The 23,235-nt window shown below is 61.1% G+C and carries 21 protein-coding genes and 1 pseudogene; 10 read left to right on the forward strand and 12 right to left on the reverse strand.

Features of this window, described 5'->3' with window-relative positions:
* Window positions 1-97: 97 nt before the first annotated feature.
* Window positions 98-1,072 carry a hypothetical protein gene (locus R1A29_RS12970; protein WP_438301763.1) on the reverse strand — a complete coding sequence of 325 codons (975 nt, stop codon included), beginning with the start codon at window positions 1,070-1,072 and terminating at the stop codon, window positions 98-100.
* Window positions 1,002-4,727 carry a dermonecrotic toxin domain-containing protein gene (locus R1A29_RS12975; protein ID WP_438301764.1) on the reverse strand — a complete coding sequence of 1,242 codons (3,726 nt, stop codon included), beginning with the start codon at window positions 4,725-4,727 and terminating at the stop codon, window positions 1,002-1,004. The genes R1A29_RS12970 and R1A29_RS12975 overlap by 71 nt, the downstream gene beginning before the upstream one ends.
* Window positions 4,728-5,090: 363 nt before the next feature.
* Here R1A29_RS12975 and R1A29_RS12980 point away from each other — a divergent pair, with 363 nt between their 5' ends.
* Window positions 5,091-6,122 carry an Ldh family oxidoreductase gene (locus R1A29_RS12980; RefSeq protein ID WP_438301765.1) on the forward strand — a complete coding sequence of 344 codons (1,032 nt, stop codon included), beginning with the start codon at window positions 5,091-5,093 and terminating at the stop codon, window positions 6,120-6,122.
* A 57-nt stretch (window positions 6,123-6,179) separates the two neighbouring features.
* On the opposite strand, the gene R1A29_RS12985 is transcribed toward R1A29_RS12980, so the two are convergent.
* Window positions 6,180-6,497, reverse strand: a complete 318-nt coding sequence (locus R1A29_RS12985) for a DUF883 family protein (RefSeq protein WP_016982860.1) — start codon at window positions 6,495-6,497, stop codon at window positions 6,180-6,182.
* Window positions 6,498-6,650: 153 nt separating this feature from the next.
* Between R1A29_RS12985 and R1A29_RS12990 the strand changes: the two genes are divergently transcribed.
* Entirely contained in the window at window positions 6,651-6,905 is a 255-nt protein-coding gene (locus R1A29_RS12990; RefSeq protein ID WP_007957535.1) for a hypothetical protein, read from the forward strand.
* On the opposite strand, the gene R1A29_RS12995 is transcribed toward R1A29_RS12990, so the two are convergent.
* Window positions 6,906-7,820, reverse strand: coding sequence for a LysR substrate-binding domain-containing protein (locus R1A29_RS12995; protein ID WP_438301766.1), 915 nt, complete (start codon window positions 7,818-7,820; stop codon window positions 6,906-6,908).
* An 84-nt stretch (window positions 7,821-7,904) separates the two neighbouring features.
* On the opposite strand from R1A29_RS12995, the gene R1A29_RS13000 reads away from it, so the two are divergent.
* On the forward strand, window positions 7,905-8,828 hold the full coding sequence (locus tag R1A29_RS13000; protein ID WP_438301767.1) for a carbon-nitrogen hydrolase family protein: 924 nt from the start codon (window positions 7,905-7,907) through the stop codon (window positions 8,826-8,828).
* On the opposite strand, the gene R1A29_RS13005 is transcribed toward R1A29_RS13000, so the two are convergent.
* The 4 genes from R1A29_RS13005 to R1A29_RS13020 form a co-directional block, all read right to left on the reverse strand.
* A complete protein-coding gene (locus tag R1A29_RS13005; protein ID WP_438301768.1) occupies window positions 8,818-9,372 on the reverse strand; it encodes a GNAT family N-acetyltransferase in 555 nt (184 codons plus the stop codon). The genes R1A29_RS13000 and R1A29_RS13005 overlap by 11 nt on opposite strands.
* A gap of 52 nt (window positions 9,373-9,424) precedes the next feature.
* Entirely contained in the window at window positions 9,425-9,898 is a 474-nt protein-coding gene (locus tag R1A29_RS13010) for an LEA type 2 family protein (protein WP_438301769.1), read from the reverse strand.
* Between the two features lie 70 nt (window positions 9,899-9,968).
* Window positions 9,969-11,435 (reverse strand): nucleobase:cation symporter-2 family protein, encoded by a 1,467-nt coding sequence (locus tag R1A29_RS13015; protein WP_248741488.1) that lies wholly within the window; start codon window positions 11,433-11,435, stop codon window positions 9,969-9,971.
* Between the two features lie 99 nt (window positions 11,436-11,534).
* A complete protein-coding gene (locus R1A29_RS13020) occupies window positions 11,535-12,434 on the reverse strand; it encodes a LysR family transcriptional regulator (protein ID WP_438301770.1) in 900 nt (299 codons plus the stop codon).
* A 99-nt stretch (window positions 12,435-12,533) separates the two neighbouring features.
* Here R1A29_RS13020 and R1A29_RS13025 point away from each other — a divergent pair, with 99 nt between their 5' ends.
* The 7 genes and pseudogenes from R1A29_RS13025 to R1A29_RS13055 all read left to right on the forward strand — a co-directional run bounded on the left by R1A29_RS13025 (window position 12,534) and on the right by R1A29_RS13055 (window position 18,146).
* Window positions 12,534-13,625: a polyamine ABC transporter substrate-binding protein gene (locus tag R1A29_RS13025; RefSeq protein WP_438301771.1), complete on the forward strand. Its 1,092-nt coding sequence runs from the start codon at window positions 12,534-12,536 to the stop codon at window positions 13,623-13,625.
* A gap of 29 nt (window positions 13,626-13,654) precedes the next feature.
* Window positions 13,655-14,613, forward strand: a pseudogene (speB, locus tag R1A29_RS13030) (agmatinase).
* Window positions 14,614-14,701: 88 nt separating this feature from the next.
* Window positions 14,702-15,418 carry a helix-turn-helix transcriptional regulator gene (locus R1A29_RS13035; RefSeq protein ID WP_114882765.1) on the forward strand — a complete coding sequence of 239 codons (717 nt, stop codon included), beginning with the start codon at window positions 14,702-14,704 and terminating at the stop codon, window positions 15,416-15,418.
* Window positions 15,419-15,469: 51 nt separating this feature from the next.
* Complete coding sequence (locus tag R1A29_RS13040) at window positions 15,470-15,811, forward strand: nuclear transport factor 2 family protein (protein WP_085708179.1); 342 nt, start codon at window positions 15,470-15,472, stop codon at window positions 15,809-15,811.
* A 22-nt stretch (window positions 15,812-15,833) separates the two neighbouring features.
* Entirely contained in the window at window positions 15,834-16,952 is a 1,119-nt protein-coding gene (zapE, locus tag R1A29_RS13045; protein WP_438301772.1) for a cell division protein ZapE, read from the forward strand.
* Between the two features lie 17 nt (window positions 16,953-16,969).
* Complete coding sequence (locus R1A29_RS13050) at window positions 16,970-17,551, forward strand: DinB family protein (protein WP_438301773.1); 582 nt, start codon at window positions 16,970-16,972, stop codon at window positions 17,549-17,551.
* Window positions 17,552-17,648: 97 nt separating this feature from the next.
* Window positions 17,649-18,146, forward strand: coding sequence for a GNAT family N-acetyltransferase (locus tag R1A29_RS13055; RefSeq protein ID WP_114882770.1), 498 nt, complete (start codon window positions 17,649-17,651; stop codon window positions 18,144-18,146).
* Window positions 18,147-18,229: 83 nt separating this feature from the next.
* Here the strand turns inward: R1A29_RS13055 and R1A29_RS13060 are convergent, their stop codons facing one another.
* From R1A29_RS13060 to R1A29_RS13075, 4 genes are all read right to left on the reverse strand, one after another.
* Window positions 18,230-18,436, reverse strand: a complete 207-nt coding sequence (locus R1A29_RS13060; RefSeq protein WP_438301774.1) for a hypothetical protein — start codon at window positions 18,434-18,436, stop codon at window positions 18,230-18,232.
* 179 nt (window positions 18,437-18,615) lie between these two features.
* Entirely contained in the window at window positions 18,616-20,862 is a 2,247-nt protein-coding gene (locus R1A29_RS13065; protein ID WP_438301775.1) for a TonB-dependent siderophore receptor, read from the reverse strand.
* 141 nt (window positions 20,863-21,003) lie between these two features.
* Window positions 21,004-22,758: a phosphoethanolamine transferase CptA gene (locus tag R1A29_RS13070; RefSeq protein ID WP_438301776.1), complete on the reverse strand. Its 1,755-nt coding sequence runs from the start codon at window positions 22,756-22,758 to the stop codon at window positions 21,004-21,006.
* 213 nt (window positions 22,759-22,971) lie between these two features.
* Window positions 22,972-23,154, reverse strand: coding sequence for a DUF6026 family protein (locus R1A29_RS13075; protein WP_438301777.1), 183 nt, complete (start codon window positions 23,152-23,154; stop codon window positions 22,972-22,974).
* Window positions 23,155-23,235: the final 81 nt, after the last annotated feature.

The raw sequence follows: 23,235 nt of genomic DNA on the forward strand, positions 1-23,235 counted from the left end.
TGTATTGGACAGAGTATTCATGATGCAGAGTGAAAAAATGATCAAAAGCGCACTATTCGCATTTGCGCGCGGGTGCCGGGCCCGCGCGCAACGTGCGTCAAGGGGACTGAACCGGATCGAGCTGGCGGCCGATCTCGCAGATCAGGCGAGCGATGGAGTCGGCATTGTGCAGGATGACGTCGATCCGCACGTCCGGTGAATGCTGATCGAGAAAGGCATTGCGTGCTTCCTGCATGTTTTTACTGCCGGTCAGTTTGAGAATCGCCTCGCTGATAACCTGCATCTCCGGGACGCTGGTGATGTCGACCCAGGACTTGAGGGTTGTATTCCATTCCGCGAACAGCTGTGCCCGTGGGGTGCTCAGTGACAATGCAGAGTTCTGATCGAACTCCAGCTCCTGAAACAATAGCGCGCCGGAAGCCGTGATGGTCGAGATCAGGTCGCTGAATGGCTCCCGGGCCCTTACCGAAGCAATATCCAGCGCCTTGCTGAATTGATGGGAAAACTCGTGAATCAGCGTCGAGGCCTGAGCATGGCCATCGACATCGAACGGCGCCAGCAGATGGCTCTTGAACTGATCCAGTTGCTGGTTGAAAAAGTGCTCGGTGAAATGCACCAGTTTTTTTTCGTCACCGTCCAGTACGAACGCAATCACATCGTGCATGAAACGGTTCGAACCGACGACAAATCTATCGGTATCCAGCAATTCATCGGCCGGATCCACCAGCGCCCGACAGATCGGCAGGATCGTCGCGCTGATCTTGGCAAGTGTTGCCGTAGTGACGGTTGGCACATCAAAAAAGTGCTCAATGAATCGGCTCACCCGGGGATTGTCGGTGCCGTGGCTGAGCGGTGCCAGATTATGCAGGCAGTAAAAGGCATAGCGTCGGGCGAGGTCGATAGCGTGCACCAGCATTCGGGCCTTGTCCGGGTATTTGCGGCGAATTTCATCCATTCCGCGAGCCTCGATGTTCAACATCAAGCGCCGCAGTCGGGAGAGGTTATTGCGCTCGGCCATTTTCCTGAACGCCTGACCGTAGTGAACGGTCTGGTGAGCCGGTACTTGAACCATGGCCAGGCCGCTTTTCTGAAAAAAGGGGGCTGTGTTTTCCCGCGCCGCTCAGTTGCCAGTACGACTCGTGCCGGGAGACCTGGTAAACCTTGCCGTTGATGGCAGCGTAATCGCGGTTGGTGCTGGATTGGCTGTAGGTTCCCGTTGTCGAGCCGTACGCCAGATCCTTGAGCGCAACGTGGGTGGCTTCGAATGATTGCATCAGGGTGCGTACTGGCGAAGTCGGCTCGACTTCACCGATATCGGACGACGCGGCTTCACGGGGTTGTTGCCCGGCAGTTGCGGCATCGGTGGAAATCTCCGGCAGCAACGCCATCTGCACCATTTGCACGCCGCCGGCAATAAACGACTGCATGGCCCGTTTCCAGTGATGGTCCTGCAAGGCTTCGGCCGAGTCTTTGAAGCCTTCGTAGGCGCGCCAGAGAAAGGGCACAAAGGCCAGTTTGCCTTGCAACGTTGTCGCGACCTGCCTGATGCCATGGCTGAACAGGGTCTTGACGTTTTCCCAATCGGACTGTGCTTCGCGTTCGGTCTGCGATTCGAGCTGCTGCCGCAGGAGCTTGAGGTTGTCGTTATACAGTTGCTCCAGCAGATTGCCTTCGATGGGGTGACCGGCCAGGGTCATTTCGCTGGTCTGGCCCGCCGTGGCTGCCAACAGGCTGCGAAAAACCGCCTGCCGGCCGGCGGGCAGGCGCCGAAGCAACAGGTTCTGCAGAGGCCCCGGTGTATTCAGGGCGGCGATCAGTTCCTCCTCATTCCTGAATTCGTGAAACAGCGGCTCGGCATACGGTGCGTACAACACCAGAGGCCCATCGTGCCGCTGACCCGGAGCAAAGACGTAAAGTCCCAACGCGGTTTCTGCGCTGGCACCGATTGTCTTGAACAGTGCCAGCGGGCTCACGACGACATGGGCACCGGGCAGGGTGGCGCGAGCATAGCCGTCAGGCATGTCCAGTGCCTGGCAAACCTGGGTGTAAGCGGCAGTCGACAAATGCTGCTGAAGTTTCAATGCGTGGGCATGCTGCATCAATTGCCAGGGCACCTGGCGGAAAAAGCGTTGCTTGCGCTCTCGACCTTCAAGCGTGTCCGTCGAGAGTGCCGCCGCTACCTTGTGTCCATAGTTCGTCGGGATCTCCAGCGACAGCAGCAATTGATCGACCGCCTTGCGATCCAGTCCGGGAGGCAGCGATTCGGTGGTTTTCGACACCACCCTGTAACCCGTGCCCTGGAGTACGTTGACGTGATTGAGGGCAAATTCGACCAGGTTGCGAGGAGGGCCGGCCAGCGCCAGATTAGGGATGATTTCGATCTGTCGGGGATCGAGATGCTCGTTCGGAAAGCGCAGGGCGAGCGAGGTTTTCAGTGCGTTTTCGACATGCTCGACCAGCGGTGTGACGCCTGTCAGGTAATCCTTGTCGTCGACGACATTGCGGTTCCAGCGTTCAAGCAGTTCGACGTGTCGCTTCTGATCCATGACCGGGGCCATGCTCAGCCAGGCAGGAAATGTCTGTTGGTTCTCGATGGCCCGGGCATGTTCACTCGCCAGGCGCAGGTTGGTCTGGGGTGGCATCCCGCGCAGCGCCGACAAGGCCTTTTCCCGTTTCGTGCCGTCCTGGAGGCGCTGACGTACCTGTTCGCATCGCGACAGATAGTGCTCGACGGCCGACTGAATACGGTCTTGCAACACGTTGCCATGAAGGGTGCGCAACCGCCCGAGGGTATAACGCTGATGAGGCTGGTACTGCTCGTGAAGGATGTTCTCCAGCATTGACAGGCTTTGAACGTTGTCGAGCAGCCGCCTGTTCAGCGCGTCTCGGGCATTGGCGACGCTGTCGAAAGCCTCCAGCCCCAGTGCCGGCGTCCACAAAACGGCACGTCCCGAGTGACGGGGGTCGAGACCGCCGCGTTCGGTCATGAAGACGCAATGGGCCAGGGGCCAGACGGTCTTGCCGTCGGGCGTCTCGAGGGTGAGGGCAAAGGCGTCGGGCCGGAAACCTCCAAGCCCCGGACGTTCCAGGCGACTCGGTCGGTCTGCATTGATGACGGTTTCGACGACGGCCCGGACCCAGTCTGGCAGACTGCCACTCGATGCCCTGAGCCGGGCTTCGCCATTCACGCCGACGAACCAGGCATGGGCCAGATCCGCTTTCATGTTCTCAAGCCAGGCGCGTTGGGTGTCCCGGGTTGTCATGGGCTGTCTGTCGAGTTTCTCCAGCAGTGGCGTCTCGACCGCATGGTACGTCCTGATCGCCGCGCGGGCCTTGTCGGCCAGAAGGATCGAAGGCTGCTGGCTGCCGGACCAGACCGGTTGTGTGCTCCAGCGCCCCTGGGCATCGAGTTGCAGCAGATGTTCGTGAATCATCGAGCGGATATCCACGCTCTTGTCGAACAGTGCATGGAGGTTTACCGCTCCGTCGCTCAGACGAAACACTTGCAGGGCATACTCGACGTTCTGTCGTTGCTTGGTGATGATCGATTCGCCCAGGAACCGGAACACCTCGCCGGCTACCCGGTCTCCCGAAACCTGTGGCTGATCGAAGCCCAGGAAGCGGCTGCGTTCCTCCAGGCTCAGCAGGGCATAGAGTTCATCCTCGTGGCCTTCGGCAACGAACTTGCTCTGCAGGGTCGCTTTCAGGTCCTGATAGTCCTTGAGCTGGTGCAGTCCTTGAGACGGCGTGTAGAGAAACGCATCAGAACCGGCGCTGATCATCAGCGAGCCTGCCAGCTCTACATAATTGGCCGGGTTTTCCCAGAGACGGACGGTTTCGGTGATGGGGGCAGCGGGGTGCTCGGCTGTCGGCCGAATCAACTGATGCAGCGTGTCGAACTGGTTTGCGTCGAGGATTCCGGCTTCGCGCTTGCGCATCCAGTCGACTCGCGCCTGATCCTCCAGCACCCGAGTCAGGAAAGCACGGCGCGTCGAACCCAAGAGTGCGGCAGCGTTCCAGTAATGTTCCAGCTGCCGGAACAGCAACGCCGGCAGCATGCCCGATGCCTGGATGACGGCATTTCTCCATTGTTCCTGGTCGTGGGGGCCCGTTGTCCTGGCGGGATGGGAAAACTCGGGCTGACGAGTACCCGGCCAGCGCTGGTGGCGGTAGTGCATCAACACGGCCTCGCTCAGGCTCATTGAGTCGACCCTGGGGGCATCTCCGGCAGGCTCGGGATTGCCATCCGTGTCGCGAGCCGAGTAAACGCTGACCCGGGTGCGACTTTGCTGCAACGTCCCGAAGTGAGGCCGAAGCAGCTCATCCAGTGCGCTGTCCAGCAATTGCGTAAGGGTCGGCAGTTTCTTCAGTTCGTCCAGCATGGCCTGGGCATTGAGCAACGGACCTTGCCTGAGAGAGGTATCGCGTTCCTCGAACACATCTTCTTCGATGATCGAAAACGTCACCGAAATGCGCTCGGCATCCTGCAGTCGTCGTTGTTGGGCCAACGGTAGAAAGGCCAGCAGGGTGTCCTGATCGTCGGTTGTTCTGAGGCGTGCTTCGAGCTGTGCCCTCAGGTTGGCACGACTGTGATATTTGCGGATGCCGTCGTTCGGTGTGTACAGGATCTGGCCCTTGTCGTACGGGGTTTCACTCAGAACGAATGCGCCTGGCAGCGTGACGGGGAGCTGGTTGTCGGCGGTGAGCAGAATACGTTCGGCCAACATTGGCGGCCTCTGCTGGCGCCTTAAGCTATCGGACGCCAGCCGGACATCGGCCAGCCATCGGAAATCCTTGTCTGCCAGGCCATGAATTCTGCCCAGTTCGGGCCACAGCGCCGGGGAGTCGAGGGCGTCGGGAAAAAGCAATACGGGTATGGGCATCTCAAGTCTCGACTAGTGTGCGTTTGCACAGGAATGGCGAGACGTGAGGCTAGGGGCCGGGGAGCTGTCACAGGTGGTACATGAATATTGCCTGGAAGTATCACCGCAGACATCGCAGGGTTGACAGGTCGCCGGCTGCCCGTGATTAATCCGGATGCGTCAGTTCGTACGCTGTTGTTCCCTCCAATAATTATTCTGGAGCTTCAGATGTCTGCGCCACACGATCATGCGGTCTCGTCCACGCTGTCCCTGGACGAGCTGACTCAACTGCTGGAAACGATCTTCATCCGTCACGGCACCTCGGTGGAAGTAGCCGGAACGCTGGCCGCCAATTGCGCCAACGCCGAGCGGGACGGTGCTCACAGTCATGGCGTATTCCGGATTCCCGGTTATGTCTCGACCCTCGACAGTGGCTGGGTTAATGGCCAGGCCGTGCCAAAGGTCGAGGACGTCGCATCAGGGTTTGTCAGTGTCGATGCCGGTAACGGTTTCGCCCAGCCTGCGCTGGCGGCGGCGCGTCCGCTGCTGGTGGAAAAGGCCCGCAGTGCCGGGATCGCGATATTGGCGATCCGCAATTCCCATCACTTTGCCGCGCTGTGGCCGGACGTCGAGCCTTTCGCCGAAGAAGGCCTGGTGGCGCTCAGTGTGGTCAACAGCATGACTTGCGTAGTGCCGCACGGTGCCGACCGACCACTGTTCGGCACCAACCCGATCGCCTTCGCTGCGCCTCGGGCCGACGGGGCGCCGATCGTGTTCGACCTGGCCACCAGCGCCATCGCCCACGGTGACGTGCAAATCGCCGCGCGCAAAGGTGAAAAACTGCCGGCGGGCATGGGTGTGGACAGCCTCGGCCAGCCGACCTGCGATCCGAAAGCGATTCTCGAGGGCGGCGCCTTACTGCCGTTTGGCGGGCACAAGGGTTCGGCGCTGTCGATGATGGTAGAGCTGCTTGCCGCTGCGCTGACCGGTGGCAATTTCTCGTTCGAATTCGACTGGAAGAACCATCCCGGAGCCAAGACCCCATGGACCGGACAGTTGCTGATCGTGATCGACCCGAGCAAGACCGCCGGGCAGAGTTTTGCCGAGCGCAGTCAGGAACTGGTGCGACAGATGCACAGCGTGGGGCTCAAGCGTCTGCCGGGTGATCGCCGGCATTTGCAGCGAGCCAGATCATTGGCCCAGGGGATTGTGCTGGACGAGCAGACCCTGGCGCAGTTGCGTGAACTGGCGGGCGAATGACGTTTTGCCGGACATGAAAAAAGGCGAGCCCGATCGGCTCGCCTTTTTTGTTCTTGTTCAGCGGCGGCCGAGCAACAGACCGACCACCAGACCGAAACCGGCCGAGATCGCCACGGTCTGCCATGGGTGGCCACCGATGTAGCTTTCGGTGGCATCCACCGCCGGTTTGGTGCGGTCACGCACGCTGGACACCGAATCCAGTGCCTGCTGCAGTTTCAAAGCGATTTGTCCGCGCAGGGTTTCCGCTTCCTCGCCGACCAGTGAGGCACTGCTTTTGAGCAGTTTGTCCGACTCTTCGATCAGAGCCTGAAGTTCGCTGAACGCTTGATCCTTGATTTGGTCTTCAGCGGCTTGAACGGCGCTTTTGCGGGCCATTGGGTGACTCCTTGCAGGTGAATGGACAGTGAACAATGGAGTGTGGCGCTGCTTGAAAAGTTGCAGTGAATTTCTCTCGGGAAGAAAAACCAGCGCCGGAGATTTCCGTCCAGCGTGTAAGATGTCGCCATTTCATGCAGCAGGTAATTCCCCATGAGTTTCAATCTGGCCGACAAATCCCTCGCAGAGCGCGCCGCGCTGGAAGACGAAAAATCCCGACTGTTCGAACTCTGGCAGAACAATCTGGGCAAAGCCAAGGGCGAAGCTGCGCGATTGTTCGGCGAGCGCTCCAAGCGCAAGGGCAAATGGGCCGAATTCGTGCGCGCCGAACTGGATGGCATGTCGCCGCCGGAGTTCGCCAACATGGTGCGCAGTGAAGTCAACCGGTTGATGGCGGCCAACAAGTAATCATTCGGTCTTGAAACTGGCAACAATCGCTTCGCGCACTTTCAGCACCACCGGATCAATCTGGGTATTGGTACGCCAGCCCAGTTCGACCGGATAACGCGGCAAGGCCAGCGGGCAAGGCAGCAGGGCCAGCCCGCTCAGTGACGCAATGGCCTGCGCCGCGTGGGTCGGGATGGTTGCCACAGCGGTACTGCCCTTGAGCAGGTGCGGCAACGCCGCGAAATGCGTGGTCGAGGCGCACACCCGGCGACTCAAGCCGAGCGCTGCCAGCCCCTCATCGGTGATCCCGATAAAACCGCCCGACGACACCAGGATGTGTTCCCGGGTGACGAACTCCTCCAGACCGATCTGCTGCTGGCCCGGCTCAAGACTCGCCGGATCCACCAGACACGCATAACCCCCTTCACCCAACACCTGACGGCTGAGCAGCCGCTCGGCGAAGCCGCCGGCGGTGATCGCCAGGTCGATGCTGCGCTCCATCAGGGCCCGGGCGACGATCTGGCTGTGGGTCTGGCGGAAGATCAGCCGCAGCTTCGGCGCCCTTCGATCGATTTCTTCGATCAGACGCCGCCCGTAGGCGATTTCGAAATCATCCGACAGCCCGACACTGACCGAGCGCCCGTCGTACTGATTGGCCGCCGGATCGACCATCGCCAGGCTCTGCCGGCACTTGTTCAGCGCATCGCTGACCACCGGTTTCAACTGATTGGCCTTGAGGGTCGGCGCCAGACCCCGGCCGGTGCGCACGAACAATTGATCGCCGTAAACCTCACGCAACCGGCGCAACGCCGCGCTGACGGCCGATTGCGTCACGCCCAGACGCAACGCGGCGCGGCTGGCGCTGGACTCTTCATGCAGGGCTTCAAAGACTTTCAGCAGGTTGAGATCAACGATGGCGATATTCATTTGGCTCATATCATTCAGCAGTGAGTCGGGCTTTATTCATGATCCCGTGGCGCCGGAGAATGAGCAACACCTGAACTTCACGGAGTGACCGCCATGTCCAAATCAATCGTTGCCGCCCTGCAGATCGGTGCCTTGCCCGGTGGCAAGGGTGAAACCCTGGAACAGATTCTGAGCTGGGAAGGCGCCATCATCGAATCCGGTGCCTCGCTGGTGGTGATGCCCGAAGCGCTGCTCGGCGGTTACCCGAAAGGTGAGGGCTTCGGCACGCAACTGGGTTATCGCCTGCCCGAAGGGCGCGAGGCCTACGCCCGTTACTTCGCCAACGCCATCGATGTGCCGGGCGTGGAAACCGAAGCACTGGCCGGACTGTCGGCGCGCACCGGGGCCAATCTGGTGATCGGTGTGATCGAACGGGCCGGCAGCACCCTGCATTGCACCGCCCTGTATTTCGATCCGCAGGCGGGCCTGGTGGCCAGACACCGCAAACTCATGCCCACCGGCACCGAGCGGCTGATCTGGGGCAAGGGCGACGGTTCGACCCTGCCGGTGCTCGACACTCAGGTCGGCAAGCTCGGCGCGGTCATCTGCTGGGAAAACATGATGCCGCTGCTGCGCACGGCGATGTACGCCAAGGGCATTGAAGTCTGGTGCGCGCCGACCGTGGACGAGCGCGAGATGTGGCAGGTCAGCATGCGCCACATCACCCATGAAGGGCGCTGCTTTGTGGTCAGCGCCTGTCAGGTGCAGGCCTCGCCGAACGAGTTGGGCGTGGAGATCGCCAACTGGCCGGGGGATCGACCACTGATCGCCGGTGGCAGCGTGATCGTCGGGCCGATGGGCGATGTGCTGGCCGGGCCGTTGCGCGGCGAGGCCGGATTGCTCACCGCCGAGATCGACACCGATGAACTGGTGCGGGCCCGCTATGACTACGACGTGGTCGGCCACTATGCACGGCCGGATGTGTTCGAATTGAGCGTGGACGAGCGCGCCAAACCCGGTGTGCGCTTCACCGCTTGAGGTGCTGCTGTTGCCACTCCTCACGGGTGATTTCCCAGATTTCCCGTGGGAAGCGGCCGCTGACGAAGTCATCCTCGTCGGTGCGGATCAAGCGCATGCCGGTGCGCTCCGAGAGCTTGCGCGAGCCAATGTTCGGTGCGGCTTTCGGCACGCGCATCAGCGGTTGATCAAGGGCTTCAAACCAGTAGCGGGTCACGGCTTCGCTGGCTTCGGTCATCAGGCCCTGGCCCTGCCAGGCCGGGGCGAGCCAGAACCCGCGATGGTTATCCGGCTCGTCCATCAGGCTGATGTTGCCGATCAATTGCTCAGGTGCCGACTTGAGACGAATCGTCCAGTGCCACTCTTTGCCCGCCGCAATCGCCGGCAGCGCAATGTCCCGCAGGTAGGTGAGGGCGCCGTCGTCCGGATAAGGCCAGGGCACCAACGCGTTCAGGTAACGCACCACTTCCCAGTGCGCAAACTGCTGCTGGATGGCCTCGGCGTCCGCCAGCTCCAGCGGGCGCAGAATCAGCCGTTCGGTGTACAGCGTGGGCGTGTTTTCCATAAACCTGCGCTTTCCATTTTTCTTCCAGTGAGCGCTGCAGGCTACCGCATCTTTACCAGGTTGCGGCACTGGCCTTGGGTAGGCTGAGCTTGCCGCTGTCGACAAAACGCATGGTGCCAAACACACCGCCCGCCAGTTTGCCGCGCAGGACATAAGGCAGGTTGTCGAGGGTTTGGGTCTGACTCAGGCCGAGAGTCTGGCGCAATACCGAGAACGCCGAAATGCTCACCGGGACGCTGACGATGGCTTCGGAGAACCGGGGAATGGACCCACTTTGATCGCTGACACCGGACGCGAACGAATGACCGTTCACGTCAAGATCCAGCGCAATGCCGTTGTAGTCGATGGCGGTTTCGTTGGGGTTCTGCACCCGCAGCTTGATGGCGAAGCGCACTTCCAGATCCTGGCTCGGCAGCGGTTCGACGCCGACCACGTTGATGTTCACCGGATCGCGGTTGGGAAACAGCGCACAAGCGCTGAGGGAGAGCAGAAGCAGGGACAGGATGACGGCATGGATACGACGCATTGATGCTCTCTCATTGAAAAAGGGCTGAACCGTTACCGGTATCAGCCCTTTTTTCATCGAGCGGACAGGATCAACGGTTCAACTGTGCGACAGCGGCCGGGGAGGCAGGTTCAGCTTTGGCCGGCACGTCGGGGTTTTCCATGACCTGAAGGATAGAGGCTTCCGGGTCGAAATCATCCTCTTCCAGTTCGATGAACTCTTCCGGCAGGAAGATGTTCAGCACGATCGCACACAGCGCACCGACAGTGATCGGCGACTCGAAAATATTGCGCAGCGCCTGCGGCAGTTCGCGCAGCACTTCCGGCACGGCGGCGATGCCCAGGCCCATGCCGACGGAAATCGCCACGATCAGCATGTTGCGCCGATGCAGGCCGGCCTCGGCGAGGATCTTGATCCCGGCCACCGCCACGGTGCCGAACATCACCAATTCCGCGCCGCCGAGTACCGGTTTCGGCATCAATTGCAGCACCGCGCCGATCATCGGGAACAGACCCAGCAACACCAGCAGGCCGGCAATGAAGAACGCCACGTAACGGCTGGCCACGCCGGTGAGCTGGATCACCCCGTTGTTCTGGGCGAAGGTCACCATCGGCATGCTGTTGAACACCGCAGCCATCGCCGAGTTGAGGCCGTCGGCCAGCAGTCCGGACTTGATTCGGCGGATATACAGCGGGCCTTTCACCGGTTGCCGGGAAATCATCGAGTTGGCCGTCAGGTCACCGGCAGCTTCCAGCGGCGACACCAGGAAGATCACCGCCACCGGCACGAACGCCACCCAGTCGAAATTGAAACCGTATTTGAACGGCACCGGCACGCTGACCACCGGCACTTCGGGCAGGTTGGCGAAATCCACGGTGCCCATGAGCCACGCCACCACGTAGCCGAGGGTCAGGCCGATGACAATCGCGCCCAACCGGAGGAACGGCACATCGACCCGGTTCAACACCACAATCGTGCCCAGCACCAGCGCCGCCAGAAACACATGGCTGCCCGCGCCCAGGTCCGCCGCGCCGAAGCCGCCGGCAATGTCGGTCATTGCCACTTTGATCAGCGACAGCCCCATCAAGGTGATGATGGTGCCGGTCACCACCGGGGTGATCAGCATGCGCAACTTGCCGATGAACTGGCTCAGCACCACTTCGATGAACGCGGCAAAGAAGCACACGCCGAAGATCGTCGACAGGATCTCGTCGGTGCCGCCGCCCCGGGCCTTGACCATGAAACCGGCGCTGAGAATCACGCTGATAAAGGAAAAACTGGTGCCCTGCAGGCACAGCAACCCCGAGCCGACCGGGCCGAAACGCTTGGCCTGAACGAAGGTGCCAAGGCCGGACACGAACAGCGCCATGCTGATCAGGTAGGGGATTTCACTTTGCAGACCGAGGGCGCCGCCCATGATCAGGGTCGGGGTGATGATGCCGACGAAGCTGGCCAATACGTGTTGCAGCGCGGCAAACACCGTCGCGGTGAAGTGCGGACGGTCGTTGAGACCGTAGATGAGATCGTTGTTGCGCGGGGCTTTTTCAGAGACGGTCATGGTGGTTTGCGTGCCGCAATGCGGGGCCGGGTCGGAAAATGGGTGCGCAGGATGCCGCAAGCGAGGGGCGAGGGCAACGCATTAAAACTGCCCAAAAGGTCAGGTTCGACCAAAGGCTGACAGCAGATCTTCTTCAAACGCCTTCTGCGCATCCCCCGGCACCTGTGCCCGATGGCGAGCCAAATGGAACGCCACTTCGAAGCTCAACTCGCCTTCCAGCACCGGACGCAGCAGCCCTTTGTCCTGCCATTGGCGGGCGTAATGGCTGGGCAGGTAGCCGACATGTTTACCCGACAGAATGAAGGCGAGGGTGCCTTCGACCTGCTCAGAGCGGGCCGAGCAGATCTTGCCCTGAAACGGTTCGTCACTGCGCAGAAAACGGTACGGATGATCGACCCGGTCACAGGCCTGCAACGCTGCGTCATCGGGGGCATCGTTGGTGAACAGTGGATGGCCGGGCGCGCAATACAGATGCTGGGTTTCGCTGAACAGTTCGCGGTAATCAAAGGCGCTCTGCACCTGGGAGAAGTAACCGATGGCCAGATCCAGCCGCTGTTGCAGCAGCAGGCGCTCCATTTCGCCGGGCATGGCGCTGATCAGCTCGATGCGCACCGATTCGTCCCGTTCGCGAAACCGCCGGATCGCCTCGGCCACCCGTTGCAGCACCGATTGATCGACCGCTTCCGACAGGCCCAGCCGCACTTCGCCGATCAAGCGCCCGGCCACGCCGTTGGATTGATGACGGAAGGTTTCAATGGAATCGAACAGGCTTCGGGCAGCAATCAGCAGTTGCTCGCCTTTGGGCGTGAGGCTGAAACCACCCTTGCCACGGTTGCAAACACGATAGCCGAGACGGGTTTCAAGCTTGGCCATTTGCTGGCTGATGCTCGACTGGCTCAGCCCCAGCTCACCTTGGGCGGCGCTGAAACCGTTGGACTCGACCACCCCGAGAAACAGGCGCAGCAGCTGCAAATCGACATCGTGTAGTTGACCGAGCATCACATTAGCCTTGGATAAAGTCAGGTTAACAAACTTGATATTTTTCCAATGTATCCGACGGCGCATCCTGCCACCACTTCCTCTGGTCAGGTGTTCGTCATGGGTCCCTTGTTCAAGCTGTGTTTGCCCGCGCTGTTGCTCTCCGTCTCCATCGCCGCCCAGGCCGAGGACAAGACACTCAACCTCTATAGCTGGGCCGATTACGTGGCGCCCGATACCTTGCAGCGTTTCGAAAAGGAAACCGGCATTCACGTGCGCTACGACACCTTCGATACCTCCGAGGTGCTGGAAACCAAACTGCTGACCGGCGGCAGCGGCTACGACGTGGTGGTGCCGTCCTCCACCGTGCTGGCTCGCGGGTTGGCCGCCGGTGCCTTGAAGGAAATCCCTCACGAGGGGCTCAAGGGCTACGCCAATCTCGATCCGGATCTGCTGGAAAAACTCGCGGCGGTCGACCCCGGCAACCGCTACGGCGTGCCCTACACCTGGGGTACGCTCGGCCTGGGCATGAATGTCGAGGCAGTCAAGCAGCGCCTGCCGGACGTGCCACTCAACAGCCTCGATCTGCTGTTCAAGCCCGAATACGCCAGCAAGCTCAAGGATTGCGGGATTGCCATTCTCGATTCGCCGCAGGAAGTGATCGGCCTCGCACTGCACTACCTCGGCAAGGACCCCTACAGCACCGACAAGAACGATCTGGCCGCCGCCGAAGCCTTGTTGCAGAAGCTGCAGCCCTCGGTGCTCTACGTCGCCACGGGGCGGCAGATCAGCGATCTGGCCAACGGCAGCGTGTGCCTGGCGCTGACCTATAACGGCGACGCGAGCATGGCCGCCGATCAGGCACGCAAGGCCAACAAGCCGTTCGAAGTCGCTTACCGGATTCCGGAAGAGGGCACGCTGGTGTGGCAGGACAACCTTGCCATCCCCAAAGACGCGCCGCACCCGGAGGCCGCGCGGGCCTTCATCGAATTCATGTTGCGCCCCGAATCCGTGGCGGCGCTGACCAATACGCTGTTCTTCGCCACCGCCAACCAGGCCGCCACGCCGCTGGTGGACGAAGCGGTGCGCAACGACCCGGACATCTATCCGAAACCCGAAGTGCGCGAGCGGCTGTACGCCGACCGCAGCATGAGCCTCAAGGACATGCGCCAGCGCACGCGCCTGTGGACCACTTTCCGTAGCCATCAATAACCCTGGATAAATACCAAAGGAGCACATCGATGGACGTGCCAATGCAGAATGATCAGGCCCTGACCCGTGAAAGCCTCTACGGCACTGCCGCCGAAAGCACCTACGCCGGGATTACCAGTTTCATGCGCCGGCGCTACAGCCGCGACTTGCGCGGCGTGGACGTGGCGGTCAGTGGTGTGCCATTCGACACTGCCACCAGCAATCGTCCGGGCGCGCGTTTCGGGCCGCGCGGGATTCGAGCGGCGTCCACCGGGATCGCCTGGGAACGGCACTGGCCCTGGGCGTTCGACCCGTTCGATCATCTGGCGGTGATCGATTACGGCGATTGCGATTTCGATTACGGCTCGCCGCACAGCATTCCGGAAAGCATCGAGGCCCACGCCGAGCACATTCTCAGCTCTGGCAGCGCGATGCTCACCTTCGGCGGCGATCACTTCATCAGCTATCCGCTGCTCAAGGCCCACGCGCGCAAGCACGGCACGCTGTCGCTGATCCACTTCGATGCCCACAGCGACACCTGGCCGGACGAGGGCGGCAAGCGGGTCGATCACGGCACCATGTTCTGGCACGCGGCGCGGGAAGGGCTGGTGGATCCGGCGCGCTCGGTGCAGATCGGTTTGCGCACCACCAATGACGATCATCAGGGCTTTCAGGTGCTGGACGCACGGCAGGTGCATCGCCGTGGCTGCGAGGCGATTGTCGAGGCCATTCGTGCGCGGGTCGGAGACAATCCGGTGTACCTGACGTTCGACATCGACTGCCTTGATCCGGCCTTCGCACCGGGCACCGGGACACCGGTCTGCGGCGGGTTGAGCACGGTGCAGGCGCTGGAAATCCTCGGGGGCTGCGCGGGATCAATCTGGTGGGCATGGATGTGGTGGAAGTGGCCCCGGCTTACGACCATGCGGACGTGACGTCGCTGGCGGCGGCAACGCTGGCGATGGAGATGCTGTGTCTGTACGCGGCGAGGCATAAAGTCGACGCGTAATCGGCTCTGGGCCTGGTGAAAGCTCCTGACAATTTCTGACACCAGGCTCTGCTAAGCTCCGGCAAATTTCCGTCCAGAGCCCCGCATCGTGTCGCGAACCACTCGTTTACTGACTTTGCTGCAAGTGCTGCGTGGCAAGAAACGTCCGGTCACCGCCGCGACGCTGGCGTCCGAGCTGGAAATCTCCGAACGCACCCTCTATCGCGACATCGCCGAACTGACGGCCCTCGGCGCGCCGATCCACGGCGAGGCGGGCATCGGTTATGTGCTGCGCAGCGGTCTTTTTCTGCCTCCCCTGATGCTCAACGCCGATGAGACCGAAGCCATCGTCCTGGGCTTGCGTTACGTCGATCAGCGCGGCGACGAGGTCCTGAGCAAAGCCGCAGCGGATGCGCTGGCGAAAATCGCGGCGGTGCTGGATCCCCAGGCTCAGGAGGCGATGCGCAATCCGACCGTCATGCCCGGGCCGCCCGGTTACGGGTTTCCGCAGAACGTGGTGCCGTTGAATGTGTTTCGTCAGGCGATCCGCGATCAGGCCAAGCTGCACATCGATTACGCCGACGCACAGCAGGTGCCGAGCCAGCGTTTGATCTGGCCTTTGGCACTGGGGTTTCTCAACGAGGTGCGGATCATCGTGGCGTGGTGCGAGTTGCGCAGTGCGTATCGCACGTTTCGCACCGACCGGATTGCCGCTGCCAGCTTGCAGGGCGAGCGTTATCCGGGACGCCGCAGCGACCTGCTGCGCACCTGGCAGCGGCAGATGCAACTGGACGACAACGGGCGTTTCACTCCTGACAAAAACTGACGCAGGGCTGTTCTAGGATGGCGTCAGAACCGAAAACAAGGAGTTGCACTCATGTTCCATCCCACCTCGATACTCGCCCCGGCCATCGTTGAGTACATCAACGCCGCCAATGCTCGGGATACGTCCCGGGTCGGCAGTTTTTTCGCCGAGGATGCCCATGTGTTTGATGAAGGCAGGCATCAGGTCGGCCCGCAGGCCATCGCCGACTGGATGCAAGACACCGCCCAACGCTATCAGCCACGGGTCGAGGTGCTGGGCGTCCAGCAGCGCACCGGCAAAGTGCTGGTGCAAGGGCTGATTTCCGGGACATTTCCCGGCAGCCCGCTGGAGCTGCGCTACACCTTCCGCCTCAACGAGCAGGGCAAAATCGCACGGCTGGATATTTCCGTGTAGCCGTCGTGGCATACTGCCGCGCATGACTTTCGACTCCCCCTTAAGCGCCTGGCAATACGCCGTCGAGCACAAGGGCTTCATCCAGGATGAAGCCCAGGAGCACGCGGTCTGGGCGTTGCAAAAATGCCATGAAGCCCTGCACGCCGGTGCCCGTTCGGTCACCGGCGTTTATCTGTGGGGCCCGGTCGGGCGCGGCAAGACCTGGCTGATGGACCAGTTCCATCAAAGCCTGCGGGTGCCGGCGCGGCGACAGCACTTTCATCATTTCATGGGCTGGGTCCATCAGCGCTCGTTTCAACTGACCGGCATCGCCGACCCATTGCGGGCCTTGGCGCGTGAGCTGGCGGCCGAAGTGCGGGTGCTGTGTTTCGATGAACTGTTCGTCAATGACATCGGCGATGCGATCATCCTCGGCCGGTTGTTCCAGGTGATGTTCGACGAAGGCGTGGTGGTGGTCTGCACCTCCAACCTGCCGCCGGATCAGTTGTATGCCGACGGGTTCAACCGTGACCGCTTCCTGCCGGCGATCACGGCGATCAAGCAGCATATGCAGGTGGTGGCGGTGAATGGCGCTGAAGATCATCGATTGCATCCGGGGGCCATCGAACAACGCTATTGGGTTGCATCACCGGGGCAGGGTAGCGCGCTAAACCAGGTGTTCGACGCATTGGCCGCCGGGCAAACCGTCAGCGACGAACCGGTGCCGGTCGGTTACCGCGCCTTGAACGTGGTGCAGGCCAGCGAATCGGTGTTGTGGTGCCGTTACGCCGACCTGTGCGAGCAACCCTTCGCTGCGATGGACTTCATCGCGCTGTGCGACACCTACCGGGCTATCCTGTTGAGCGAGGTGCCGAACCTGAGCGCGCAAAAGCGTGAAGGGCGGATCGCCCGTGGCACCGAGGACGGCGCGGAGCGGGTGGTGGCCGGCGACCGCGAATTGCCGCAACTGTCGGTGCACGATGACGGCGTGCGACGCTTTATTGCTCTGGTCGACGAGTGTTACGACCGCAAGGTGCCGCTGTACATCGAGGCCGATGTACCGATGGACGCGCTGTACACCGAAGGTTATCTGGAATTCCCGTTCCGCCGGACCCTCAGCCGTTTGCAGGAGATGCAGCTGCAACGCTTTGCCGACACTTGATGCACGGAGGGCGCGACATGCCTCAGCCACTGTCCCATCACTTGCTGACCATGGCCTATCAGAACGCCTGGGCCAACCATCGACTGGCCAAGGCCTGGCTTCAGCTCGACGACAGGGAGCTGGCAGCACCCAGGGTCAGTTTCTTCCCGAGCATTCGCTTGACCCTCAATCACATCCTCACCTGCGACTGGTTCTACGTCGATGCGCTGGAACGCGAGTTGCGCGGTGACGAGCCGCATCCCGATTGCTATGTGTTCTTCAGCGCAGACGAACCCTTCACTGAGGCGCAGGCCTTGCGCCGCGAGCAGGCCCATGTCGACCGCCGCTTGATCGCCTATTGCGAACAACTGCGCGATGCCGATCTGGGGCGCATTGTCACCATTGCCCGGGACACGCCGCAGCACGACAGCCGTCTGCGGATGATTTCGCACCTGTTCGAACATCAGATCCACCACCGTGGCCAGGTCCACGCCATGCTCAGCGGCACGCCGGTGAAACCGCCGCAACTGGATGAATTTTTCTGCGCCGGCGAATCCGGGTTGCGGGCCGAGGATTTCGCCGAACTGGGCTGGACGGAAGAATTGATCTGGGGCCACTGAGACGGTCGGGTTGTGGTCGGAGGTTGCCTCGCGCTAATGTCGGTGAGCCTTTCAGTGCGTATGAAACGCACCGGGGCCCGTGCGATCGAGGATGGAAATGGATTCCGCAGAAATTTTGGTACTTCAAGCCAGCTATACCAACCCGCTGCATGCCGAGGCCATCGGTGTGGTGCTCAATCATTACGCCGAAGACCCGATGGGCGGCGGTCATCCCATTGCCCCCGAACTGTTGCAGCAATTGCCCGTAGAGCTGGCCAAGCGGCCTCACGCGTTCAGCGTGCTGGCCTTTGTCGGTGGGGAGCCGGCCGGGCTGGTGAACTGCTTCGAGGGTTTTTCGACCTTCGCCTGCAAACCACTGGTCAACGTGCACGACGTGTCGGTGGTGTCGAAATTTCGCGGCCTGGGACTGAGTCAGAAAATGCTGCACAAGGTCGAGGAAATCGCCCGTCAGCGCGGCTGCTGCAAGATCACCCTGGAAGTGCTCGAAGGTAATGCCGTCGCTCAGGGCTCCTACACCAAATTCGGCTTTGCGCCGGGAATGTTCGACCCGAATCACGGGCGCATGCTGTTCTGGATCAAGGAACTGCAGGCATAAAAAAGGCGCCCCGAAGGGCGCCCAACTGTCATCTGCGAAGCCAGAGCGGAGCCATCGCAGGTCCATCGGTAAACCTTGCTACATCACGGACGGTAATCCTCGGTGACCTGTGCGGTCTGGTCGTCCGGGACGCGAAGCTCGTTGGCCTTGGTGTCAGCCTGTTGGCTTTGCGCGGTGTGGACCGGGAAGTTCTCCCAGTGATAACGCATCCGCTCGGCACCGCCCTCGGCGAAAGCGCTGGCGGATGCAAGTGTGAGTAGACTGGCAAGGATTGCAGTCGTGATTTTCATGGTGCCTCCTTAAAAATACCGGAGCCGTTCCTCCACGAATCAGACTCTCGGGATGCAGTGTTTGCCCGGGGCATTAACAAAGGGTTAACGCTCGTTCAGTCATTTTTACTCCATGTTTCCGGGGTCGGAGGGCGACCGCTGCACGCGCGGTCGACGCGTGCAGGGTGCGGGGAAGGGCTTCAGAGTTTCCAGTCGAGGCTCAGCGTCACGGTGCGTGGATCGCCCCAGTAAACACCGTTGTAGAAACCGACGTTGTCGTAATACTTCTTGTCGAACAGGTTGTCGACGTTCAGCGATGCTGACAGGTGTCTGTCGAACTCATAGCGCGACATCAACTTGACCACCGTGTACGCACCCTGACTGATCCGCGCCCGTTCGGTAATGATCCGGCCATCGGTGCTACGGCCGACAGGCCGGTTCGAACTGCCATAGACATCGCTCTGCCAGTTCACCGCACCGCCGACGGTCAAGGCATGCCAGTCGCCCGGCAGGCGATAGGCCGTGGACAGCCGCAGCATGTTCAGCGGCTGGTTGGTGTTGGCGCGATTCTTTTCGCCATTGACCGCGTGGGTGTAGGTGTAGCCGGCGGTCATGTTCCAGCCATCGAGGATCTCTCCCGAGACTTCGGCTTCGAAACCATTGACCTTGTTGCCCTTGCCGCCGGACTTGTAGAACTCTTCGCCCGTCACCGGATCCGGCGCGACCGAATCATCCAGCTCGGCGACATTGTCCTGCTTGCTCCAGAACACGGCGGTGGCCAGGTTCAGGCGCTCGTCCAGCAGGCTGCCCTTGAGGCCCACTTCATAGTTGCTGCCGACCACCGGCTCGATGAACTTGCGGTTGGCGTCGCGGTATTCCTGCGGGTTGAAGATGTCGGTGTAGCTGACATACACGGTGTATTCGGGCGTCAGGTCGTAGAGCAGGCCGGCGTACGGTGTCCACATGTCGTTGTGTTGCTGGCTGCTGGCATCGACACCGCTCACTTGCAGGTTGTCATCGAACGAGGTGGAGGAGGTCGAGGACTTCCAGCTGCCGTAGCGGCTGCCGAGCACTGCATGCAGGTCATCGGTCAAGTTCAGGCGCGTGGCCAGGTAACCGGCCTTTTGTCGGGTGCTGGAGGTTGAGCCGGTCAAGCCGGTGACGGTGTCGGGGAATCTGGCGATGTCACCCATGTACTTCCAGTCGCGAATCTGCCCGTAACCTGGGGGCACCACGCCTGCGATCGTGTAAGGGTTGCGTTCGCTGCGGTCCGCCTCGCCGTAACCGAACATCAACTCGTGTTCGCGACCGAACAAGGCGTAGGGCCCCGAGACATTGAAGTCATACACCTTCATTTTCTGCGTGCCGATCATGTGCGACGTGTAGGCCGTCATCCCGCTGCGATCGTCTGCAGGGAACCCCGCACCGCCGTAGTAGACCTTGCCGTCAGTATCGCTCTGGCGATGGGTATAGGCCGCTTTCAGGTGCCAGCCGCCGGCCAGCGCCTGGTCCAGGGTGGCGAAGGCGGTCTTGTCCTTGATCGGCCAGGAACTCCAGGACGTCGCCATGTTGGTCGAGCGACCCAGGCCGGCCTTGCCACCGTCGGCGTTCCAATAGGGCACGGTGCCCCAGGAGCTGCCTTGCACCTGTTTGTCCTGATAGTCATATCCGACAGCCAGCACCGTCGACTCCGTCAGGTCGGCTTCGAGAATGCCGTAGCCGACTTCCCGTTGCAGGGCGTATTTGTCGCGAAACGACTGGCTGTCGCGATAGGCCAGTACGCTGCGCCCGCGCAGACGGCCATCGAAGGCAAGGGGACCGCCCACGTCCACGTAGCTGTAGTAATCGTCGTAGCTACCACCACTGACACCGGCCTGCGCCTGCAATTGCGTCGTGGGGCGTTTGCGCACCATGTTGATCGTCGCCGAAGGATCGCCCGCACCGGTGGTGAGGCCAGTAGCGCCGCGAACCACTTCGATCCGGTCGTAAATGATCGTGTCGGAGTCGGACTTCATCCGATTGAAAGTGTTGAGCATCCCGTCGATCTGGAAGTTATTGATCGGGTATCCGCGTGCCGAATAGCTGACCCGGTCCGAGTCGTTGTGCTGGACCACCACGCCGGTGGTCTGGCTCATGGCCTCCGACAATGTACCGAGTTTGAAATCATTCATTTGCTGACGGGTGATGACGGACACCGATTGCGGGGTTTCCTTGATCGACAGGTTCAATCGCGTCGCCGTGTTCATGGCGCCGGTGGTGTAGGACCCGGTGTCTTCGGTGGTGCTGCCGAGGCTTTCGGCGGTGACGCTGGTGGAGGCCAGCTCCAGTGCCGAAGCGGCGTTTTGTGGCTGTTTTTCAGCCTCGGTTTCAGCCAGCAGGTCAGGGCTCAGTGCAACGCTGCACAGGCCCAGGGTGAGGGTCATGGAACGGGTGATGGGCGCGAACATCGCAGCCGACTCCTTGTCTTCGAGGGAAAATTTCCTTTGGTTCAAAGACGAAGGGGGAGAGGGCGATTTAGTAACAAACGAGAAATATTGTCATTTCGAGGTGTTGCGACAGAATAAAAAAAGGGCCGTTTCCGGCCCTTTTCAGGTTACTGCTTGACCACTTCTTTCGGAGCGTCTTCGGGCTTTTTTCGGCTTCATCAGACTGAAGTCGATCAGGGCGCGCTGTTCACGTTCGTAAGGGTTGCCGATCAGCAGCGGACGCGGCTTGAAGCTGTCGCTGACCACGCTTTTGCTGCGGTCCAGCTCATCGAAACTCAGACCGGCCAGATCCGCCCAGGTGTGGATCAGGTGGGCGCTGCTGTAAGGCCGGCTCAGATCGGCGGCAAAACTCCAGTCGTGGTTTTCACGCCATTTCGGCGAGGCCCAGGCCATGAACGGAATGGTGTACATCGGCGCGGTCGGTTTGTTTTCGTTACGACCCAGTGTGGTGTGACCCGCCGAGTCGAACACGTCTTCACCGTGGTCGGAGAGGTACAGCAGGAAACCGTTAGGATCGGACTTGGCGTAGTCCTTGATCAGGCTCGAGACCACGAAGTCGTTGTACAGCACCGCGTTGTCGTAGCTGTTGTAGGTCGGCACCTGATCGTCACGCACGCCGGCCGGAACGCCAGTGCGGTCCTGGAACTTGTCGTAGCTCGGCGGATAACGGTACTGGTAGCTCATGTGCGTGCCGAGCAGATGCACGACGATCAGCTTGCGTGGTGCCGGGTCGGTCAGGGCCTTGTTGAACGGCTCGATCACGTCGCCGTCGTACTGCGCGGCGTTCTGGTTGCGGTTGTTATTCAGGTACACCTGCTCGTCGGCCTGTTCGGAGAAGGTCGTGAGCATGGTGTTGCGCTTGGTCATGGTCTGCTGGTTGGTGATCCAGAACGTTTTGTAGCCCGCCTGTTTCATCATGCTGACCAGCGACGGCGTGGACAGGTACAGATCCGGGTTTTCTTCGTCGGCGAAGGTCAGCACCTGCTGCAGCGCTTCGATGGTGTACGGGCGCGGGGTGACGACGTTATCGAAGACCGAAAGCTGGTCCTTGAGCTTGTCCAGCTCCGGCGTGGTCTTGCGCTGATAGCCATAGAGGCTCATGCGCTGGCGGTTGGTGGACTCGCCGATCACCAGCACCAGGGTCGCAGGCTGATTGGCGCCGGCATCCTTGAGGTTATGCAGCGGCGGGATCTTGCTCGCGCTGTGGAGCATGCCCTGCATTTCGCCCAGAGTTTCCAGGTAACGGTGGTAGGCCACGGCCATCTGCCACGGCACGGCCGGTTCGATGCGGGTTTCGAATTTCTCGAAACCGCCGGCGAAGCTGCCGGTGCGCTGGGTCTGCTTGACCAGCGGATAACCGACCACCGCGATCAGGATCGCCATGGCCGCCACGAAGGCACGGCCGCGCGGCATGTAGACCGGACGCAGGCGGGTCCACAGGAAATAGGCGAATGCGGTGTGAGCGAGGAACGCAGGAATCATCCACCAGGCGAAGTACTGGGTGATGTACTCGCCGGCTTCAGACACGTTCGACTCGAACATGATGAAGATGACGCTCTGGGAGAATTCCTGCTGATAGATGAAGAAGTAGCCCAGGCTGGCCATCGAGCAGGCCCACAGCACCACGCCGATCACGGCGGCGAGCAGGCGGGTGCGTTTGGGGAACAGCAGCATCGGCGCCAGCCACACCGCGCTCATCACGAATGCCTGACGGAATCCGGTGAAGCCCGAGGTGCCGGTCAGCTGGATCAGCAGTTGAGTGATACCGGAGAAGTACCAGAAGAACACAAACAGCCAGATGAAACCGGCCCAGTCAAAACCTGCCGCAGCAGTCTTGCTGCGTTTAAACCATGCCATTCAGCACTCCAACTCAGTCACCATTGCCACCGCCGGGACGTTTCATGAAATCGGGCGCATGAAACCGACGAACGGAAGCCGCGCGCGGACGCGCACGGCAGAATGGGCCGGAGTATCAACAAGCCAATGTGAAAACTTCGTTAGTTGCCGCAAATGGCAGAGGGTGGATCATGTCGGGAACGGCTGGGCAGCGGTTCCCGATCAGGCGGGCGGTCAGGCGTGGGGTGAGCGCTGGACGCGTGGCAGAGGCTTTGGCTCGGCGCCTTGGGTCATCAGGCGCAGTTGCGCCAGCTCTTGTTTAAGCTGATCGCGTTCGTCTTTCAATTGACGCAATTCATCGCGGCGGATCGTGACGTACAGGGTTTGTGGCGGCATTGCTGTGTGTACTGTGCCCATTGCTCACCTCGCAAATGGCGTGTCTCAACTGCAGATCGCTCCCGATAACGGGCGCTGATCTGCTATCGGCGCCGATTCTGG

Origin of the sequence: Pseudomonas sp. NMS19W (genome assembly GCF_051554255.1) — a bacterium.
In the GTDB taxonomy this organism is placed as follows: domain Bacteria; phylum Pseudomonadota; class Gammaproteobacteria; order Pseudomonadales; family Pseudomonadaceae; genus Aquipseudomonas; species Aquipseudomonas kribbensis.

What these genes read in the sequence shown, in the direction of transcription:
- R1A29_RS12975 (WP_438301764.1), bottom strand. Translation starts at nt 4,727, where the DNA reads ATGTTGGCCGAACGTATTCTGCTCACCGCCGACAACCAGCTCCCCGTC.
- zapE (WP_438301772.1), top strand. Translation starts at nt 15,834, where the DNA reads ATGACTTTCGACTCCCCCTTAAGCGCCTGGCAATACGCCGTCGAGCAC.
- R1A29_RS12985 (WP_016982860.1), bottom strand. Translation starts at nt 6,497, where the DNA reads ATGGCCCGCAAAAGCGCCGTTCAAGCCGCTGAAGACCAAATCAAGGAT.
- R1A29_RS12970 (WP_438301763.1), bottom strand. Translation starts at nt 1,072, where the DNA reads ATGGTTCAAGTACCGGCTCACCAGACCGTTCACTACGGTCAGGCGTTC.
- R1A29_RS13020 (WP_438301770.1), bottom strand. Translation starts at nt 12,434, where the DNA reads ATGCTCGGTCAACTACACGATGTCGATTTGCAGCTGCTGCGCCTGTTT.
- R1A29_RS12980 (WP_438301765.1), top strand. Translation starts at nt 5,091, where the DNA reads ATGTCTGCGCCACACGATCATGCGGTCTCGTCCACGCTGTCCCTGGAC.
- R1A29_RS12995 (WP_438301766.1), bottom strand. Translation starts at nt 7,820, where the DNA reads ATGAGCCAAATGAATATCGCCATCGTTGATCTCAACCTGCTGAAAGTC.
- R1A29_RS13000 (WP_438301767.1), top strand. Translation starts at nt 7,905, where the DNA reads ATGTCCAAATCAATCGTTGCCGCCCTGCAGATCGGTGCCTTGCCCGGT.
- R1A29_RS13010 (WP_438301769.1), bottom strand. Translation starts at nt 9,898, where the DNA reads ATGCGTCGTATCCATGCCGTCATCCTGTCCCTGCTTCTGCTCTCCCTC.
- R1A29_RS13025 (WP_438301771.1), top strand. Translation starts at nt 12,534, where the DNA reads ATGGGTCCCTTGTTCAAGCTGTGTTTGCCCGCGCTGTTGCTCTCCGTC.
- R1A29_RS12990 (WP_007957535.1), top strand. Translation starts at nt 6,651, where the DNA reads ATGAGTTTCAATCTGGCCGACAAATCCCTCGCAGAGCGCGCCGCGCTG.
- R1A29_RS13055 (WP_114882770.1), top strand. Translation starts at nt 17,649, where the DNA reads ATGGATTCCGCAGAAATTTTGGTACTTCAAGCCAGCTATACCAACCCG.
- R1A29_RS13075 (WP_438301777.1), bottom strand. Translation starts at nt 23,154, where the DNA reads ATGGGCACAGTACACACAGCAATGCCGCCACAAACCCTGTACGTCACG.
- R1A29_RS13070 (WP_438301776.1), bottom strand. Translation starts at nt 22,758, where the DNA reads ATGGCATGGTTTAAACGCAGCAAGACTGCTGCGGCAGGTTTTGACTGG.
- R1A29_RS13015 (WP_248741488.1), bottom strand. Translation starts at nt 11,435, where the DNA reads ATGACCGTCTCTGAAAAAGCCCCGCGCAACAACGATCTCATCTACGGT.
- R1A29_RS13040 (WP_085708179.1), top strand. Translation starts at nt 15,470, where the DNA reads ATGTTCCATCCCACCTCGATACTCGCCCCGGCCATCGTTGAGTACATC.
- R1A29_RS13005 (WP_438301768.1), bottom strand. Translation starts at nt 9,372, where the DNA reads ATGGAAAACACGCCCACGCTGTACACCGAACGGCTGATTCTGCGCCCG.
- R1A29_RS13050 (WP_438301773.1), top strand. Translation starts at nt 16,970, where the DNA reads ATGCCTCAGCCACTGTCCCATCACTTGCTGACCATGGCCTATCAGAAC.
- R1A29_RS13060 (WP_438301774.1), bottom strand. Translation starts at nt 18,436, where the DNA reads ATGAAAATCACGACTGCAATCCTTGCCAGTCTACTCACACTTGCATCC.
- R1A29_RS13065 (WP_438301775.1), bottom strand. Translation starts at nt 20,862, where the DNA reads ATGTTCGCGCCCATCACCCGTTCCATGACCCTCACCCTGGGCCTGTGC.